Below are 16,600 nucleotides of genomic sequence, written 5' to 3'. Positions count from 1 at the left end.
GGCGCCTGCTGCGTCAGGCCCGGGATCGAGCCGAGCCCCGGGATCGCCGACGTTGCCGACGGAGCCGCAGGCGCCGCGGGCGGGGTGAGCCCCGGGATCGACGGGATGCCCGCCGAAGGCGACACGGGCGAGGTCGCCGAGGGCAACCCCGGGAAGGTGATGCCAGGAGCGGCCGGGGCCGCCGGGGGCGTCGCGCCGAGCGCGGTCGCGAGGTTTTGCAGGATCTGGGGCGCGTTGGCCGCCGAACTGATCAGCTGCTGCGGAATGTTCGGCACGACCGGGGCCGGCACGGGGTCGGCGTGGGCGATACCGCCCGTGAGTAGGGCGGCGGACGAACCGACTACGACGGCGGTCGCTCGCAAATAGGTCCAGATGGTTGGCATGACTCTCCCTGGTGATCGACGACGGGTCCGCGGCCGAAGTTACTTTGATACTGATGTGACTCAAGTGACACGTGTGGCATTTATTCGATCGTTACCGATACGAGTGACGGCGGTGACCGGGCGGGGGTCGCGATCGCTAAAGTCGGGCGGATAGACACCACCTCGGCCGCCCCGGCGGCACCCCCCACGCGGCGGTTGACGGTCTTGCTTCGGGCGGCCGCGCCGGTGCTGCTGGCCGTGAGCGTCCTGGCGCGACTCGCGTGGACCTACCTGGTGCCCAACGGCGCGAACTTCGTCGACTTGCACGTCTACCTCGGCGGCGCAGCCGCGATCGACCATCCCGGCACGCTGTACAGCTACGTGTACGCCGACCAGACGCCCGACTTCCCGCTGCCGTTCACCTATCCGCCGTTCGCGGCGGTCGTCTTCTACCCGCTGCACCTGCTGCCCTTCGGCCCGGTCGCTTTCCTGTGGCAGGTCGCGACGATGGCCGCGTTGTACGGCGCGATCCGGATCAGCCAGCGCATCATGGGCGTCCCCGCGGACGCCGGTCACCGCGTGGCGATGTTGTGGACGGCGATCACCCTCTGGATCGAGCCGTTGCGGAGCACATTCGACTACGGGCAGGTCAACGTGTTGCTCATGCTGGCGGTCCTGTGCGCGGTCTACAGCTCGCGGTGGTGGCTGTCGGGGCTGCTGGTGGGCGTGGCGGGCGGGATCAAGTTGACGCCGGCGATCGCCGGCGTCTACCTGGTCGGCGTCCGGCGCTGGGGCGCGGCGGTGTTCTCGGCGCTCGTGTTCCTGGCGACCATCGGCGTGTCGGCTCTGGTCGTGGGTGATCAGACGCGCTACTACTTCACCAAGTTGCTCGGCGACGCGCACCGCGTTGGGCCCATCGCCACGTCGATCAATCAATCCTGGCGCGGCGGCATCTCTCGGATCCTCGGCCATGACGCCGGCTTCGGCCCACTGGTCTTAACCGCGACTGCCGTGACGGCCGTGCTGGCCGTCCTGGCGTGGCGGGCGCTCGACGGGCCCGATCGGCTGGGCAAGTTGCTGGTGGTCGAGTTGTTCGGGCTGCTGCTCTCGCCGATCTCCTGGTCCCACCATTGGGTGTGGCTGGCGCCGCTGATGGTCTGGGCGATTCACGGGCCACCGCGCGAGCGGCCGGGCGCCCGCGTCGTGGGGTGGGGCTGGCTGGTGCTCACGCTCATCGGGGTGCCGTGGCTGCTGCTGTTCGCTCAACCGACCATCTGGCAGATAAGCCGGCCGTGGTACCTGGCCTGGGCCGGGCTGGCCTACATCGTGGCGGCGGTGGCGACCCTGATCTGGGTCGTGGCGACCGGCCGACGCCACGCCGAGTCGACGGCTTAGCCCCCGACGATCCCGTCTATGTCTCGCGCCATGTCGACGTCGTTTTGGGTGATGCCACCCGCGGAATGCGTAACTAGCGCGAAAGTGACTGTCCGCCAACGGATATCGATGTCGGGGTGATGGTCTTTGCTCTCGGCGTGCTCGGCCACCCGGCGCACCGCGTCGATGCCGTCGAGAAACGTCGGGAACTTGATCGACCGGCGCAGGGCACCGCCGGATCGCTCCCATCCGTCGAGTCCGGGCAGTGCGGCGTCCACTTGCTCATCCGTTAACACAGCCATACTGCGACGGTATACCGTCACTGGCCATGCCGACCCAGATCGTCGTCGCCGCAGCGGTCATCTCCGGCCCCACGGTCCTGGTCGCGCAGCGCGTCCGGCCGCCGGAGCTGGCCGGCCTCTGGGAACTGCCGGGCGGTAAGGTCGCGCCGGGCGAAACCGAGCCCGACGCGCTGGCCCGGGAGCTGGCCGAGGAGCTGGGCCTGCGGGTTGGTGACGTCGCGGTCGGTGACCGCCTCGGCGGCGATATCGCGCTGAATGAGACGACGACGCTGCGGGCCTATCGGGTTCGGCTGCTTGGCGGGGAACCGCACCCGCGGGATCACCAGGCGCTGCGCTGGATCACGGCGGCAGAACTGAGCGAGGTCGACTGGGTGCCCGCAGATCGCGGTTGGCTGGAGGACCTGGCTCGAGCGTTATGAGCCGGCTCATAACAAGTCCACAGGCCGCGTGCAGGCAACCTACAGCGCTATCGCAGCAGACACGCGTGGAATCGGAAGGTACGAGCCTCAAGAAACCGTAACGTCGATTTGCATGCCGGAAGCGATCCCGATGCCAGTTCGGACGGTGCGGGCCCGGCCGCCATACCGGGCCCCACGTCGCCGTATCGGGACAACGCGCAATGACGGCACCGATTTTCCCTAACGCGCGCGTGCGGGTTCCGAGCACTCGAACCCCACGGCGAATTTCGGCGTCGACCCTGTAGGAGGCTTTGTCTTGGCTGTCACACCTCACGTTGGTGGTCCGCTCGAGGAGCTGCTGGCACGCAGTGGGCGATTTTTCACGCCAGGCGAGTTCTCCTCCGATTTGCGCACCGTCACCAGGCGGGGGGGCCGCGAAGGCGACGTTTTCTACCGCGACAGGTGGAGCCACGACAAGGTGGTCCGGTCCACGCACGGGGTGAACTGCACCGGATCGTGCTCGTGGAAGATCTACGTCAAGGACGGGATCATCACCTGGGAGACCCAGCAGACCGACTATCCGTCGGTGGGCCCGGACCGGCCCGAGTACGAGCCGCGCGGTTGCCCGCGCGGTGCGTCGTTCTCCTGGTACAGCTACTCGCCGACCCGGGTGCGTTACCCGTATGCCCGCGGCGTGCTGGTCGAGATGTTTCGGGAGGCCAAGGCGCGGTTGGGCGACCCCGTGCTGGCCTGGGCCGACATCCAGGGCGACCCGGAGCGGCGGCGCCGTTATCAGCGGGCGCGCGGCAAGGGCGGGCTGGTGCGGATCAGTTGGGCCGAGGCCACCGAACTGATCGCGGCGGCCCACGTGCACACGATCAAGACCTACGGTCCCGACCGGGTCGCCGGCTTCTCGCCGATCCCGGCGATGTCGATGGTGTCCTACACCGCCGGCTCGCGGTTCTATGAGCTGATCGGCGGCGCCATGACGTCGTTCTACGACTGGTATGCCGATCTGCCGGTGGCCTCCCCGCAGGTGTTCGGCGACCAGACCGATGTGCCCGAGTCCGGGGACTGGTGGGACGCGGCGTATTTGATGATGTGGGGTTCCAACGTCCCGATCACCCGGACCCCCGACGCGCACTGGATGGCCGAGGCCCGCTACCGCGGCACCAAGGTGGTGACCGTCAGCCCCGACTACGCCGACAACACCAAGTTCGCCGACGAATGGATGCCGTGCGCCGCCGGCACCGACGGGGCGTTGGCGATGGCGATGGGCCACGTCATCCTGTCGGAATGCTATGTGCAAAAACAGGTTCCGTTGTTCACCGACTTCGCGCGCCGTTACACCGACCTGCCGTTTTTGATCAAGCTCGAACAACGCGGCGACATGCTGGTGTCCGGTAAGAACCTCACGGCCGCCGACATCGGGCAGCGGGTCGAGAACGCCGCGCTCAAGCCGGCGGTGCTCGACGATGCGACGAATTCCGTTGTCGTGCCGCACGGCTCGCTGGGATTCCGGTACGGCGAGGACGGCGTCGGAAAGTGGAACCTCGCCCTCGGAGATCTGATGCCGGCGCTCAGCGTGCAAGACAAGGGCGAAGCCGGCGCCGCACTCGTCCACCTGCCCAGCTTCGACACGGTGAACGGCGAAGGCCACACGCTGGCGCGCGGGGTGCCGGTGCGCCGCGTCGGTAAACACCTGGTGTGCACCGTCTTCGACCTGATGCTCGCCCAGTACGGGGTGGCGCGGCCCGGGCTGCCCGGCGACTGGCCCACCGGCTACGACGACGCGACGCACCAGAACACGCCGGGCTGGCAGGAACCCATCACCGGCGTGTCGGCCGCCCAGGCCATCCGCGTCGCGCGGGAATTCGCCCGCAGCGCCGAGGAATCCGGCGGGCGCTCGATGATCATCATGGGCAGTGGGATCAACCAGTGGTTCCACGGCGACGCCATCTACCGTGCGGTTCTGGCGCTGCTGATGCTGACCGGGTCGATGGGGCGCAACGGAGGGGGCTGGGCGCACTACGTTGGCCAGGAAAAGGTGCGTCCGCTCACCGGTTTTCAGACGATGGCGATGGCCACCGACTGGGTGCGCCCGCCGCGACAGGTGCCCGGAGCCTCGTACTGGTATGCGCACACCGACCAATGGCGCTACGACGGCTACGCGGCCGACAAGCTGGCCAGTCCCGTGGGCCGCGGCAGGTTCGCCGGCAAGCACACGATGGACCTGCTGGCGTCCGCGACCGCGATGGGCTGGAGCCCGTTCTACCCGCAGTTCGACCGGTCCAGCTTGGCCGTCGCCGACGAGGCGCGCGCCGCCGGACGCGACGTCGCCGAGTATGTCGCCGAGCAACTCGGTGAGCGCAAGCTCAAGTTGGCCGTCACCGACCCCGACAACCCGGCCAACTGGCCGCGCGTGCTCACGGTGTGGCGGGCCAACCTGATCGGTTCGTCGGGTAAGGGCGGGGAATACTTCCTGAGCCATCTGCTGGGCACGGATTCCAACGCACAGGCGCAGCCGCCGGAGGGCGGCGTGCGGCCCGTCGGCGTCGTGTGCGAGGGCGACATTCCGGAGGGCAAGCTCGACTTGATGATGTCGATCGACTTCCGGCAGACCTCGACGACCCTGGTGTCCGACGTCGTGCTGCCGGCGGCGACCTGGTACGAGAAGGCCGACATCTCCAGCACCGACATGCACCCGTTTGTGCATGCGTTCAGCGCGGCAACGGATCCGCCCTGGGAAACGCGTTCGGATTTCGACGCTTTCGGTGCCATTGCGCGCGCCTTCAGCGCGATGGCCAACGACCATCTGGGCACCCGCAGCGATGTGGTGCTCACCGCTCTGCAGCACGACACGCCCGACGCGATGGTCTATCCCGATGGCAGCGAAGACGATTGGTTGCGCACGGGTGCGACGCCCGTGCCGGGGCGCACGATGGCCAAGCTCACCGTGGTGGAGCGCGACTACACGGCCATCTACGACAAGTGGCTGACGCTCGGGCCGCTCGTCGACCGATTCGGGGTGACCACCAAGGGGGTCACCGTCCACCCGTTCCGCGAGGTCGACGAGCTATCCAGAAAGTTCGGCGTAATGAATTCCGGTGTGGCCGAAGGCCGTCCGGCGATCACCACCGCGGAGCGGATGGCCGACGTGCTGATGCTGCTGTCCGGGACCACCAACGGCCGGCTCGCCGTCGAGGGCTTCCACGAGCTGGAGAAGCGCACGGGCCAGCGGCTCGCCCACCTGGCCGAGGGCAGCGAAGACCGCCGCGTCACCTATGCCGACACCCAGGCGCGTCCCGTCCCGGTGATCACCAGTCCGGAGTGGTCGGGCAGCGAGACCGGCGGCCGCCGCTACGCGCCGTTCACCATCAACATCGAGAACCTCAAGCCGTTCCACACGCTGACCGGCCGGATGCATTTCTACCTGGCCCACGACTGGGTGGAGGAGCTCGGCGAGCATCTGCCGGTCTTTCGCCCGCCGCTGGACATGACGCGACTGTTCGGCCAGCCGGAGCTGGGCCCCACCGACGACGGCGTCGGCCTCACCGTGCGTTATCTGACCCCGCACTCGAAGTGGTCATTCCACTCCACCTACCAGGACAACCTGTACATGCTGTCGTTGTCTCGCGGCGGGCCCACGATGTGGATCAGCCCGGGAGATGCGGCAAAAATCAAAGTGCGAGACAACGATTGGGTCGAGGCGGTGAACGCTAACGGCATTTACGTGTGCCGGGCGATCGTCTCGCACCGCATGCCCGACGGCGTGGTCTACGTCTACCACGTCCAGGAACGCACCGTCGACACGCCGCGCACCGAGACCAACAACAAACGCGGCGGCACGCACAATTCGCTGACCCGGGTGCGCATCAAGCCCAGCCACCTGGCCGGTGGTTATGGGCAGCACGCGTTCGCGTTCAACTACATGGGCCCGACCGGAAACCAGCGCGACGAGGTGACGGTGGTGCGGCGTCGCAGCCAGGAGGTCACGTACTAGATGAAGGTCATGGCGCAGCTGGCGATGGTGATGAACCTCGACAAGTGCATCGGCTGCCACACCTGCTCGGTCACCTGCAAGCAGGCCTGGACCAACCGCGGCGGCACCGAGTACGTGTGGTTCAACAACGTCGAAACCCGCCCGGGGCAAGGCTATCCGCGCACCTACGAGGACCAGGAACGCTGGCGGGGCGGCTGGATCCGGGACAAGAAGGGCCGGCTGCGGTTGCGCGACGGCGGCCGCATCAGCAAGCTGCTGCGGATCTTCGCCAACCCCAAGCTGCCCACCATCGACGAGTACTACGAGCCGTGGACCTACGACTACGAGAACCTGACGACGGCCCCGGCGGGTGACACCTTCCCCACGGCCGCGCCAAGGAGCATGATCACCGGCGAGCCGATGAAGGTCTCGTGGGGACCGAACTGGGACGACAACCTGGCCGGATCGCCCGAAATCCTTTCGGGAGACCCGATTCTGAAGAAGGTCAGCGACGAGGTCACCCTCAAGCTCGAAGAGACCTTCATGTTCTACCTGCCGCGCATCTGCGAGCACTGCCTCAACCCGTCCTGCGTGGCGTCCTGCCCGTCGGGCGCAATGTACAAGCGCAGCGAGGACGGGATCGTGCTCGTCGACCAGGACCGCTGCCGCGGCTGGCGGATGTGCGTGTCCGGATGTCCGTACAAGAAGGTGTATTTCAACCACAAGACGGGCAAGGCGGAGAAGTGCACGCTGTGCTATCCGCGGATCGAGGTCGGCCTGCCGACGATCTGCTCGGAGACGTGCGTGGGGCGGCTGCGCTACCTCGGGCTGGTGCTCTACGACGCCGACCGGGTGCTGCAGGCCGCGTCGGTCGAGGACGACAAAGACCTGTACGCGGCGCAGTGCCGGATCCTGTTGGACCCCAGCGATCCCGAGGTCATCGCCGCCGCGCGCGCCGAGGGCATCGCCGACGAGTGGATCGAGGCCGCGCAGCGCTCCCCGGTGTACGCGCTGATCAACAAGTTCCGGGTGGCGCTGCCGTTGCACCCGGAGTACCGGACCATGCCGATGGTCTGGTACATCCCGCCGCTGTCGCCGGTGGTCGACGCCGTCAGCCGCGACGGGCACGATGGCGAGGAGCTGGGCAACCTGTTCGGCGCGCTGGACGCGCTGCGCATCCCGATGCAATACCTGGCCGAACTGTTCACCGCCGGTGACACCCTCGTCGTCGAGGACGTGTTGCGCCGGCTGGCCGCGATGCGCTCCTACATGCGCGACATCAACCTCGGCCGGGAGACCCAGCCCCACATACCGCACGCCGTCGGCATGACCGAACAAGAGATCTACGACATGTACCGGCTGCTCGCGATCGCCAAATACGAAGAGCGGTACGTCATTCCGACCGCCTTCAGCCCGCAGGCGCGGGATCTGGAGGAGATGGGCTGCTCGTTGTCGGGCGAGGGCGGTCCGGGGATGTACGAATCCGGCCCGTTCGGCGAGGGCAGCGGGGCCCCGGTGCCGGTGGCGGTGGAGACCTTCCACGCCCTCAAACAGCGCCAGCGCGGCGAGGACGCGGAGCGCGGCCACCGGGTCAACCTGCTCAATTGGGACGGCAACGGCGCGCCGGCGGGCCTGTTCCCCGAATCCGAGCCGGTGCAGCGATGAGGCTGCTGGCCCAGGTTCGCCGAAGCTCGGGCGACCGGACGATGGGCGACCGCCTGGTGTGGCAGGCGGCATCGCTGCTGCTCGCCTACCCGGACTCGCATCTGGCCGAGCGGCTCGACACCGTCGACGAACTGCTGGGCCACATCGGCGGCCGGGCCGCGGCGCTGCTTCACCGGACGGTCTCGGCCCTGCGCGCCCTCGAACCGATGGCGGCCACGACGGGCTACGTCGAGACCTTCGACATGCGCCGGCGCAACACCATGTATCTGACCTACTGGACCGCGGGGGACACCCGCAACCGCGGCCGGGCGATGTTGGCGTTCGCCACCGCCTACCGCGACGCGGGCGTCGAACCGCCCCGCTCCGAGGCGCCGGACCACCTGCCCGTCGTTCTCGAATTCGCCGCCACCGTCGACCCCGATGCCGGGCGCCGCCTACTGATCGAGCACCGCGTTCCGATCGACGTGTTGCGGCAAGCCCTGGCGGACGCCAAGTCGCCCTACCAGCACGTTATCGCGGCGGTCTGCGAGACGCTGCCGGCCGTCACCGACCAGGAGGTGCGCCGGGCGGAACGATTGGCTCAGGCCGGCCCGCCCACGGAAGCCGTTGGGCTGCAACCATTTACCTTGACCGTCCCGCCAAAGCGCGCCACGGGGGCCTGACTTGGTACACCTGAAGTTGATCGAAATCTTCTGGGACGACGTGCCTTACGTCGTGCTGGCGGCCGCGGCCGTCGGCACCTGGTGGCGTTATCGCTACGACAAGTTCGGCTGGACCACCCGTTCGTCGCAGATCTACGAGTCGAAGTTGTTGTCGATCGGCAGCCCGCTCTTCCACTTCGGCAGCCTGCTGGTCATCATGGGCCACGTCCTGGGCCTGTTCGTCCCGGAATCGTGGACCCGCGCGGCTGGGATGAGCGATCACATCTATCACCTGCAGGCGCTGCTGCTCGGCGTGCCCGCCGGTTTCGCCACCCTGATCGGCATCGGGCTGTTGATCTACCGGCGGCGCACGCATGGGGCGGTCTTCTTGGCCACCACCCGCAACGACAAGCTGATGTATCTGGTGCTCGTATGCGCGTTGGTGGCGGGGATGTGCTGCACCCTGGCCGGCGCCACGCACTTCGGCGAGCTGCACGACTACCGGCAGAAGGTGTCGGTCTGGTTCCGGTCGATCTGGCTGCTCGATCCGCGCGGGGACCTGATGGCGCACGCGGCGTTCTACTACCAGATACACGTGGTGATCGCGCTGGCGCTGTTCGCGCTGTGGCCGTTCACCCGGCTGGTGCACGCGTTCAGCGCCCCGATCGCCTATCTCTTCCGGCCCTATATCGTCTACCGCAGCCGCGAGGTGGCCGACACACACGAGCTGATCGGGTCGGCCCCGCGCCGCCGCGGCTGGTAGCCCGGCGCAGTGGGCTGTCAAGGCATTAAGTGTGCATTCCAGGGTCATGACACGCCGGACGCGGTCGCCCTGGACGCACACCGAACGAGGGGCCCCGGTGGTTAGCCGGTTCGCTATCTGAGGCCCCCGCTGCCAGAATCACCGACGTGCCATTCCGCAACGTCGCCATAGTCGCCCACGTCGACCACGGGAAAACCACTCTGGTCGACGCGATGCTGCGGCAGTCCGGGGCGCTGCACCACCGCGGTGACGACACCCAGGAACGCATCATGGACAGCGGTGACCTGGAGAAGGAAAAGGGCATCACCATCCTGGCCAAGAACACGGCCGTGCATCGGCATAACACCGATGGCACGGTCACCGTGATCAACGTCATCGACACCCCGGGGCACGCCGACTTCGGCGGCGAGGTCGAGCGCGGGCTGTCCATGGTGGACGGGGTGCTGCTGCTGGTCGACGCGTCCGAGGGGCCGCTGCCGCAGACGCGGTTCGTGCTGCGCAAGGCGCTGGCCGCGCACCTGCCGGTGATCCTCGTCGTCAACAAGACCGACCGGCCCGACGCGCGCATCGCCGAGGTGGTGGAGGCCAGCCACGACCTATTGCTCGACGTGGCGTCGGATCTCGACGACGAAGCGGCCAAGGCCGCCGAGCATGCCCTGGGCCTGCCCACGCTGTACGCGTCGGGCCGCGCCGGCATCGCGAGCACCGAAGCACCGGCCGACGGCGAGGTGCCCGCGGGCGACAACCTCGACCCGCTGTTCGACGTGTTGATGGAGCACATTCCGCCACCGTCAGGGGACCCGGAGGCGCCGCTGCAGGCGTTGGTGACCAACCTGGACGCGTCGGCCTTCCTGGGGCGCCTCGCCCTGATCCGCATCTACAACGGCAAGCTGCGTAAGGGCCAGCAGGTCGCCTGGATGCGCGAGGTCGACGGGGTGCCGGTCATCACCAGCGCCAAGATCACCGAGCTGCTCGCGACCGAGGGCGTCGAGCGCAGCCCCACCGACGAGGCGATCGCCGGCGACATCGTGGCCGTGGCCGGCCTGCCCGAGATCATGATCGGGGACACCCTGGCCGATCCCGATCATGCCCACGCGCTGCCGCGCATCACCGTCGACGAGCCGGCGATCTCGGTGACCATCGGCACCAACACCTCGCCGCTGGCCGGCAAGGTATCCGGTCACAAGCTGACCGCGCGGATGGTCCGCAACCGGCTGGACACCGAGCTGGTCGGCAACGTGTCGATCCGGGTAGTCGACATCGGCCGGCCCGACGCCTGGGAGGTGCAGGGCCGCGGCGAGCTCGCCCTGGCCGTGCTGGTCGAGCAGATGCGCCGGGAGGGTTTCGAATTGACGGTGGGCAAGCCACAGGTGGTCACCAAGACCATCGACGGCCAGCTGCATGAGCCGTTCGAGGCGATGACGATCGACTGCCCCGAGGAGTTCGTCGGCGCGATCACCCAGTTGATGGCCGCCCGGAAGGGCCGCATGGAGGAGATGACCAACCACGCGGCCGGGTGGGTCCGGATGGATTTCATCGTGCCCAGCCGGGGCCTGATCGGCTTCCGCACCGACTTCCTCACCCTCACCCGCGGCACCGGCATTGCCAACGCCGTGTTCGACGGCTACCGCCCGTGGGCGGGAGAGATCCGGGCCCGCCACACCGGCTCGCTGGTATCCGACCGGTCGGGCACCATCACGCCGTTCGCGCTCATCCAGCTTGCCGACCGGGGCCAGTTCTTCGTCGAGCCCGGACAGGACACCTACGAGGGCATGGTCGTCGGAATCAACCCGCGCGCAGAGGATCTCGACGTCAACGTGACCCGCGAGAAGAAACTGACCAACATGCGGTCCTCGACCGCGGACGTCATCGAGACGCTGGCCAAGCCGCTCGAGCTGGACCTGGAACAGGCCATGGAGTTCTGCGCGCAGGACGAATGCGTGGAGGTGACTCCGGAGATCGTCCGGGTGCGCAAGGTGGAGCTGGACGCCACGACCCGGGCCCGCAGCCGCGCGCGGGCCAAGGCCCGGGGTTAGCGGCGCGTGGGCCGGCGGGCCGGTGGGCGCCTGCTCGATACCCTGATGGGCGTGCCAAGACCAGCCCGCCGCCTTTTCCTGACGGTCGGCGCGGTCGTCTCGCTGTTCGGGGTCCTGCTGGCGGCGTGCACCGTCAACCCGCCGCCGGCGCCGCAGAGCACCGACACGCCCCATAACTCGGCGCCGCCGCCGCAGCGGCCGACCCAGATCATCATGGGCATCGACTCGATCGGCGCCGGGTTCAACCCCCATCTGCTGTCGGACCTGTCGCCGGTGAACGCCGCGATCAGCGCGCTGGTGCTGCCCAGCGCGTTTCGGCCGGTGCCCGACCCCAACACACCGACGGGCTCGCGCTGGGAGATGGACCCGACCCTGTTGGTCTCCGCCGAGGTGACCAACCAGAACCCGTTCACGGTGACCTACAAGATCCGGCCCGAGGCGCAGTGGACCGACAACGCCCCGATCGCCGCCGACGACTTCTGGTACCTGTGGCGGCAGATGGTCAGCCAGCCCGGCGTGGTCGACCCGGCCGGATACGACCTGATCACCGGCGTGCAATCGCTCGAGGGCGGCAAGCAGGCCGTGGTCACCTTCGCGCAACCGTATCCGGCCTGGAAGGAGCTGTTCAGCAACATCCTGCCGGCGCACATCATCAAGGACGTGCCGGGCGGCTTCCTGGCCGGCCTGGCCCGCACGCTGCCCGTCACCGGCGGCCAGTTCCGGGTGGAGAGCATCGACCCGCAGCGCGACGAGATCCTGATTGCCCGCAACGACCGCTACTGGGGCCCTCCCGCCAAACCCGCGCTGATCCTGTTCCGCCGCGCCGGCGCGCCGGCCGCGCTGGCCGATTCCGTGCGCAACGGCGACACGCAGGTGGCCCAGGTCCATGGCGGCTCGGCCGCCTTCGCCCAGCTCTCGGCGATTCCGGACGTGCGGACCGCCCGGATCGTGACGCCGCGGGTCATGCAGCTCACGCTGCGGGCCAGCGAGCCGAAGCTGTCCGATGCGCAGGTCCGCAAGGCGATCCTGGGCTTGCTCGACGTCGACCTGCTGGCGGCCGTGGGCGCGGGCAGCGACAACACCGTCACGCTGGACCAGGCCCAGATCCGCTCGCCGAGCGACCCCGGCTACGAGCCGACGGCGCCCCCCGCGATGACCACCCCGGCGGCGCTCGCGCTGCTGTCGGCCTCCGGCTATCAGATCGAGACCAACCCGTCGGCGTCACCGTCGCCGACCCCGGCGAGCACCGGGCCGCCAGAGGTCATCCGCGGCCGGATCAGCAAGGATGGCCAGCCGCTGTCGCTGGCCATCGGCGTGGCGGCGAATGACCCGACCTCGGTCGCGGTGGCCAACACGGCCGCCGACCAGTTGCGCAACGTCGGCATCGACGCGACGGTGCTGGCGCTGGACCCGGTGACGCTGTATCGCGACGCGCTGACCAGCAACCAGGTGGACGCGATCGTCGGCTGGCATCAGGCCGGCGGGAACCTGGCGACGCTGCTGGCCTCGCGCTACGGGTGCCCCGCGCTGCAGACGACGACGGTGTCGCCGTCGAGCACGCCGACCCCCACCCCCGCCGCAGGCCCGCCGCCCGGGAGTCCGGGCACCAGCGCCCCGACGTCTCCGGTGACGCCGACCCCGGCCCCGCCGCCCCCTCGCCCGCCCGAGCCCGGCGCGCTGGTGCAGGCGCCATCGAACCTCACCGGAATCTGCGATCGCAGCATCCAATCGAACATCGACGCCGCGCTCAACGGCACCAAGAACATCAACGACGTGGTCACCGCGGTCGAGCCGCGACTGTGGAATATGTCGACGGTGTTGCCGATCCTGCAGGACACCACGATCGTCGCGGCCGGGCCCAGCGTGCAGAACGTCAGCCTGACGGGCGCGGTACCGGTCGGCATCGTCGGGGACGCCGGCCAATGGATCAAGACCGGGCCGTAGCCGCACATTTTTCCAACAATTGAAAACGACCATTTTCTACGAATGGTTGTGCGCCGGATCGCGTGGATCAAAAGTAACGAATTCATGACGAATTAATCGGAGCGGATATCCGCAAACTTGCTTGATGCAAACGGGCGTTTTCAGCACGCCATTTCGATACGCTGCGGCCATCGCAACACCCGCCCGATCGGGCGACGGGGGGATAGCGACCATGGTGTGCTGAACCGGGGAGGTCTTTGTGTCGTTTCTCATCGCAGCGCCGGATTTAATCGCCGATGCGGCAAGCAATTTGGCGAATCTTGGCTCCGCCATCGGCTCGGCCAACAGCGCGGCCGCCGCGGCGACCACGGGGTTGCTGCCCGCTGCCGCGGACGAGGTGTCGGCGGAAATTGCCGCGCTCTTTTCCTCGCATGCCGCGGGCTACCAGCAACTGAGTGCGCAGGCCGCGGTATTCCACCAGCAGTTCGTGCAAACTTTGACCACCGGCGCGGGCAGCTATGCCGCCGCCGAGGTAAACGTCGTGCAGACGCTCGCGAGCGCGGTGCCCGCTCTCGGGATCGACCTCAGCGGTGGGCTCGCGGGCCTGGGGGCCAGCCTGAGCGCCGACCTGAACGCGATCGGTGTCTCGCTGAACGCCGCGGTCTCGGGCAGCCTCGGCGGCAGCCTCGGGGGACTGGCGCCCCTGGGTGCGGCGATCGCCACCAACGTAAACGGCGGGCTGACGACGTTGGCGCAGACCGGCGGCGCGCTGGCCACCAACGTCGGCACCAGCCTTTCCGGACTCGCGGGCGGCTTCAACGCCGCGCTGCCGGGGCTGCAGGGCAGCCTGGGCGGCGGGCTTTCCGGGCTGAATGCCTCCCTTAATGCCGCGCTGTCTGGCGGGCTGGGCGGCAGCCTTGCGGGGTTGGGGCCGATCGGTGCGACGTTGGCCACCAACTTCAGCAATGGGCTGTCGGGGTTGGTCGGGGCCGGGAACGCGCTCGCGGCGAGCCTCGGCGGTGGGCTGCCCGGCCTGATCGGCGGCCTGAGCCTGGCGTTCCCGGGCCTGGCGGCCAGCCTGAGCGGCGGGCTTTCCGGGTTGAGCGCCTCGCTCAACGCCGCGTTGTCGGGCGGCCTCGGTGCCAGCCTGTCGGGGCTGGGGCCCCTCGGCGCGACGTTGGCCGCCGACATCGGCAGCGGCCTTTCGGGATTGGCGCAGACCGGTGGGGCGCTGGTGGGCAGCTTGACCGCCGGGCTGCCGGGGCTGAGCGGCGCGATCAACGCCGCGCTGTCGGGCGGCTTCGGGGGCAGCCTGTCGGGCCTCGGCGCCGCCCTGTCCGGTGCCTTGCAGACGGGTGGCTCGCTGATCGGCAACCTCGGCGCCGGCCTGCCGGGCCTGATGGGCGGCTTTGCCCTGCCGGCCAACCTGAACGCCGCGCTCGCGGCGCTGGGCGGGGTCTTCGGCTTCAGTCCCAGCCTGGGCGCCAGCATCAGCGCCGGCCTGTCGGGGCTCAGCGCCCAACTCAGCGCCGCCGTGAACGGGGGCCTCGGCACCGGGCTTGCCGGGCTGCCCACCCTGTTCGCCAACCTGGTGGCGCCCTGGCAGGTGCTGGTGACGGCGCCGAGCGTGCCCGCGTTACTCGGGCAGTTGCAGGCGATGGAGCTCGGCTTCAACGGCGCGTTGATCACCAACGAGCTGGGCTTCAACGGGGCCCTGGTCGCCCAGGAGACCGCGCTGGAGACGGCCCTGTTCGGCGGCACCGGGGCGGTCGGCGGCGTGCTGGACAGCTTCTACAACTTCTGGAACACCGTGCTGGGTACCGGCGAGGTGACCTTCGACAGCCTGCTGGGCGCGCAGCTTCCCACCGGCGGCGCCATCCTTGCCAGCCTCGCGGTTGGCGCCCCGGCCAACCTGATCGCCGGCGGCGCGCTCGGCGGGTTCCTGGGCGCCGTGGACACCAAATTCCTGTGGGACCTCGACGTCATCGGCGCGGCGGCGACGTCGCTGACCGGCAACGGCTCCCTGCAGGCCGCGTTGACCGCGGGGATCAACGCGGCCGGCTTGCAGGCTTCGCTGAACGGGGCGCTGGGCGGGTCGCTGTTCGCCGGGCTGCCCAACCTCGGGGTGGCGCTGGTGGCGGCGCCTACCGCGGGGTTGCAGGGCCTGGCTTCGGGCCAGCTCAACTTCCTGTCCAACCTGATTCCCGCGGAGGTCGGCTTCAACACCAACCTGGTGAACAGCGAACTCGCTTGGGAGACAAGCACGTTCGGGACCAACGCTGCCCTCAACGGTGGGCTGAACCGGCTCTTCAACGTGGGCAACCTGATCCTGGGCACCGGCGAGCAGACAGTGAACAGCTTCGTGGGCGGTGTCCAGGTACCGGCCATCGGCACACTGCTGACCGGTACCGTGGCGCAGGTCTTCAACGGCGGCAACATCGGCGGCCTGGAGGGCATCTTCGACCAGACCCTGGCCGCGGGTGGGGACTTCGCCGGCTTGTTGGTGGGCTAGTCGCCCGCGGCGGGCGACCGCGGCGGGATCACGGTGTCGACGATGACGGCCAGGTCGCGCCGGCTCGGCGGCTCACCGGTGAGCATGAACTGGTGGTTGATCAGCGCCGGCCCGACTCGCGCGGTCAGCGATGTGACCGTGGCCGGGTCGAGGTCGCCGTCGTCGACGGCGGCCTGCAGGATCGATTCGACGATCGTGAGACGCGGGCGCACCACGGCGTCGGCGAAGATGGCGCGCATCTCCGGCTCGTGCAGCAGCTGGTGGATGACGTCCAGGCCGGGGAAGCTGGTCTTGCCGGCCAGCATGTCGCGGTGCGAGGTGAACATCGTCAGCAGGTTCTCCCGGGCCGACCGGCCGGCGCGCAGCTCGGGGAGCGGCGGCAGCGCGTAGACCAGGGCGGCGTGCACCAGATCGTGCTTGCTGCACCAGCGCCGGTACAGGGCGGCCTTGCCGGTGTGGGCGCGCGCCGCGATCCCTTCCATCGTCAGCCCGCCATATCCCACTTCGGCCAACTCCGCCAACGTGGCCTCGTACAGCGCGCGTTCGAGCACTTCACCTCGTCGGCGGCTCCGCGTGCCACTCCGGTCCTGGGTTAGCTGGGGCATTTCTCGATAGTAGCCGCCTGCGTTCCTATCCGCTGCC

12 protein-coding genes and 1 pseudogene are annotated in these 16,600 nt (G+C 68.9%); 9 read left to right on the top strand and 4 right to left on the bottom strand.

The window, feature by feature from the left end; translation table 11 throughout:
* Nucleotides 1–2: 2 nt before the first annotated feature.
* Nucleotides 3–383: pseudogene (locus BN4348_RS48505) on the bottom strand (hypothetical protein); the annotation flags it as partial.
* A gap of 87 nt (nucleotides 384–470) precedes the next feature.
* On the opposite strand from BN4348_RS48505, the gene BN4348_RS48500 reads away from it, so the two are divergent.
* Nucleotides 471–1,757, top strand: a complete 1,287-nt coding sequence (locus BN4348_RS48500; protein WP_066914917.1) for a mannosyltransferase — start codon at nucleotides 471–473, stop codon at nucleotides 1,755–1,757.
* Here BN4348_RS48500 and BN4348_RS48495 read toward each other — a convergent pair.
* A complete protein-coding gene (locus BN4348_RS48495) occupies nucleotides 1,754–2,038 on the bottom strand; it encodes a 4a-hydroxytetrahydrobiopterin dehydratase (protein WP_066914915.1) in 285 nt (94 codons plus the stop codon). The genes BN4348_RS48500 and BN4348_RS48495 overlap by 4 nt on opposite strands.
* A gap of 26 nt (nucleotides 2,039–2,064) precedes the next feature.
* On the opposite strand from BN4348_RS48495, the gene BN4348_RS48490 reads away from it, so the two are divergent.
* The 7 genes from BN4348_RS48490 to BN4348_RS48460 all read left to right on the top strand — a co-directional run bounded on the left by BN4348_RS48490 (nucleotide 2,065) and on the right by BN4348_RS48460 (nucleotide 13,467).
* Nucleotides 2,065–2,457, top strand: coding sequence for a (deoxy)nucleoside triphosphate pyrophosphohydrolase (locus BN4348_RS48490; protein ID WP_066914913.1), 393 nt, complete (start codon nucleotides 2,065–2,067; stop codon nucleotides 2,455–2,457).
* 295 nt (nucleotides 2,458–2,752) lie between these two features.
* The gene (locus tag BN4348_RS48485; RefSeq protein ID WP_066914911.1) at nucleotides 2,753–6,439 is read left to right on the top strand and encodes a nitrate reductase subunit alpha; all 3,687 of its coding nucleotides are present in this window, start codon (nucleotides 2,753–2,755) and stop codon (nucleotides 6,437–6,439) included.
* The gene (gene narH, locus BN4348_RS48480) at nucleotides 6,440–8,083 is read left to right on the top strand and encodes a nitrate reductase subunit beta (RefSeq protein WP_066914909.1); all 1,644 of its coding nucleotides are present in this window, start codon (nucleotides 6,440–6,442) and stop codon (nucleotides 8,081–8,083) included. It begins immediately after the preceding gene.
* A complete protein-coding gene (gene narJ / locus BN4348_RS48475) occupies nucleotides 8,080–8,745 on the top strand; it encodes a nitrate reductase molybdenum cofactor assembly chaperone (protein ID WP_066914907.1) in 666 nt (221 codons plus the stop codon). The genes narH and narJ overlap by 4 nt, the downstream gene beginning before the upstream one ends.
* A gap of 1 nt (nucleotide 8,746) precedes the next feature.
* On the top strand, nucleotides 8,747–9,487 hold the full coding sequence (gene narI, locus BN4348_RS48470) for a respiratory nitrate reductase subunit gamma (protein ID WP_096866182.1): 741 nt from the start codon (nucleotides 8,747–8,749) through the stop codon (nucleotides 9,485–9,487).
* A gap of 146 nt (nucleotides 9,488–9,633) precedes the next feature.
* Nucleotides 9,634–11,523: a translational GTPase TypA gene (gene typA, locus BN4348_RS48465; RefSeq protein WP_066914905.1), complete on the top strand. Its 1,890-nt coding sequence runs from the start codon at nucleotides 9,634–9,636 to the stop codon at nucleotides 11,521–11,523.
* Between the two features lie 45 nt (nucleotides 11,524–11,568).
* Nucleotides 11,569–13,467, top strand: a complete 1,899-nt coding sequence (locus tag BN4348_RS48460; RefSeq protein ID WP_066914903.1) for an ABC transporter family substrate-binding protein — start codon at nucleotides 11,569–11,571, stop codon at nucleotides 13,465–13,467.
* Between the two features lie 36 nt (nucleotides 13,468–13,503).
* On the opposite strand, the gene BN4348_RS60480 is transcribed toward BN4348_RS48460, so the two are convergent.
* The gene (locus tag BN4348_RS60480; protein WP_167670452.1) at nucleotides 13,504–13,815 is read right to left on the bottom strand and encodes a hypothetical protein; all 312 of its coding nucleotides are present in this window, start codon (nucleotides 13,813–13,815) and stop codon (nucleotides 13,504–13,506) included.
* Here BN4348_RS60480 and BN4348_RS62545 point away from each other — a divergent pair.
* A complete protein-coding gene (locus BN4348_RS62545; RefSeq protein WP_066914901.1) occupies nucleotides 13,706–15,958 on the top strand; it encodes a PE domain-containing protein in 2,253 nt (750 codons plus the stop codon). The genes BN4348_RS60480 and BN4348_RS62545 overlap by 110 nt on opposite strands.
* Here the strand turns inward: BN4348_RS62545 and BN4348_RS48450 are convergent.
* Nucleotides 15,955–16,563, bottom strand: coding sequence for a TetR/AcrR family transcriptional regulator (locus BN4348_RS48450; protein ID WP_066914899.1), 609 nt, complete (start codon nucleotides 16,561–16,563; stop codon nucleotides 15,955–15,957). The genes BN4348_RS62545 and BN4348_RS48450 overlap by 4 nt on opposite strands.
* Nucleotides 16,564–16,600 lie beyond the last annotated feature (37 nt).

The sequence above is a fragment of the Mycobacterium interjectum genome (assembly GCF_900078675.2).
In the GTDB taxonomy this organism is placed as follows: Bacteria; Actinomycetota; Actinomycetes; order Mycobacteriales; family Mycobacteriaceae; genus Mycobacterium; species Mycobacterium interjectum.
Note: the sequence above shows the minus strand (reverse complement) of the source record. Positions and strands in the feature narration are given on the sequence as shown.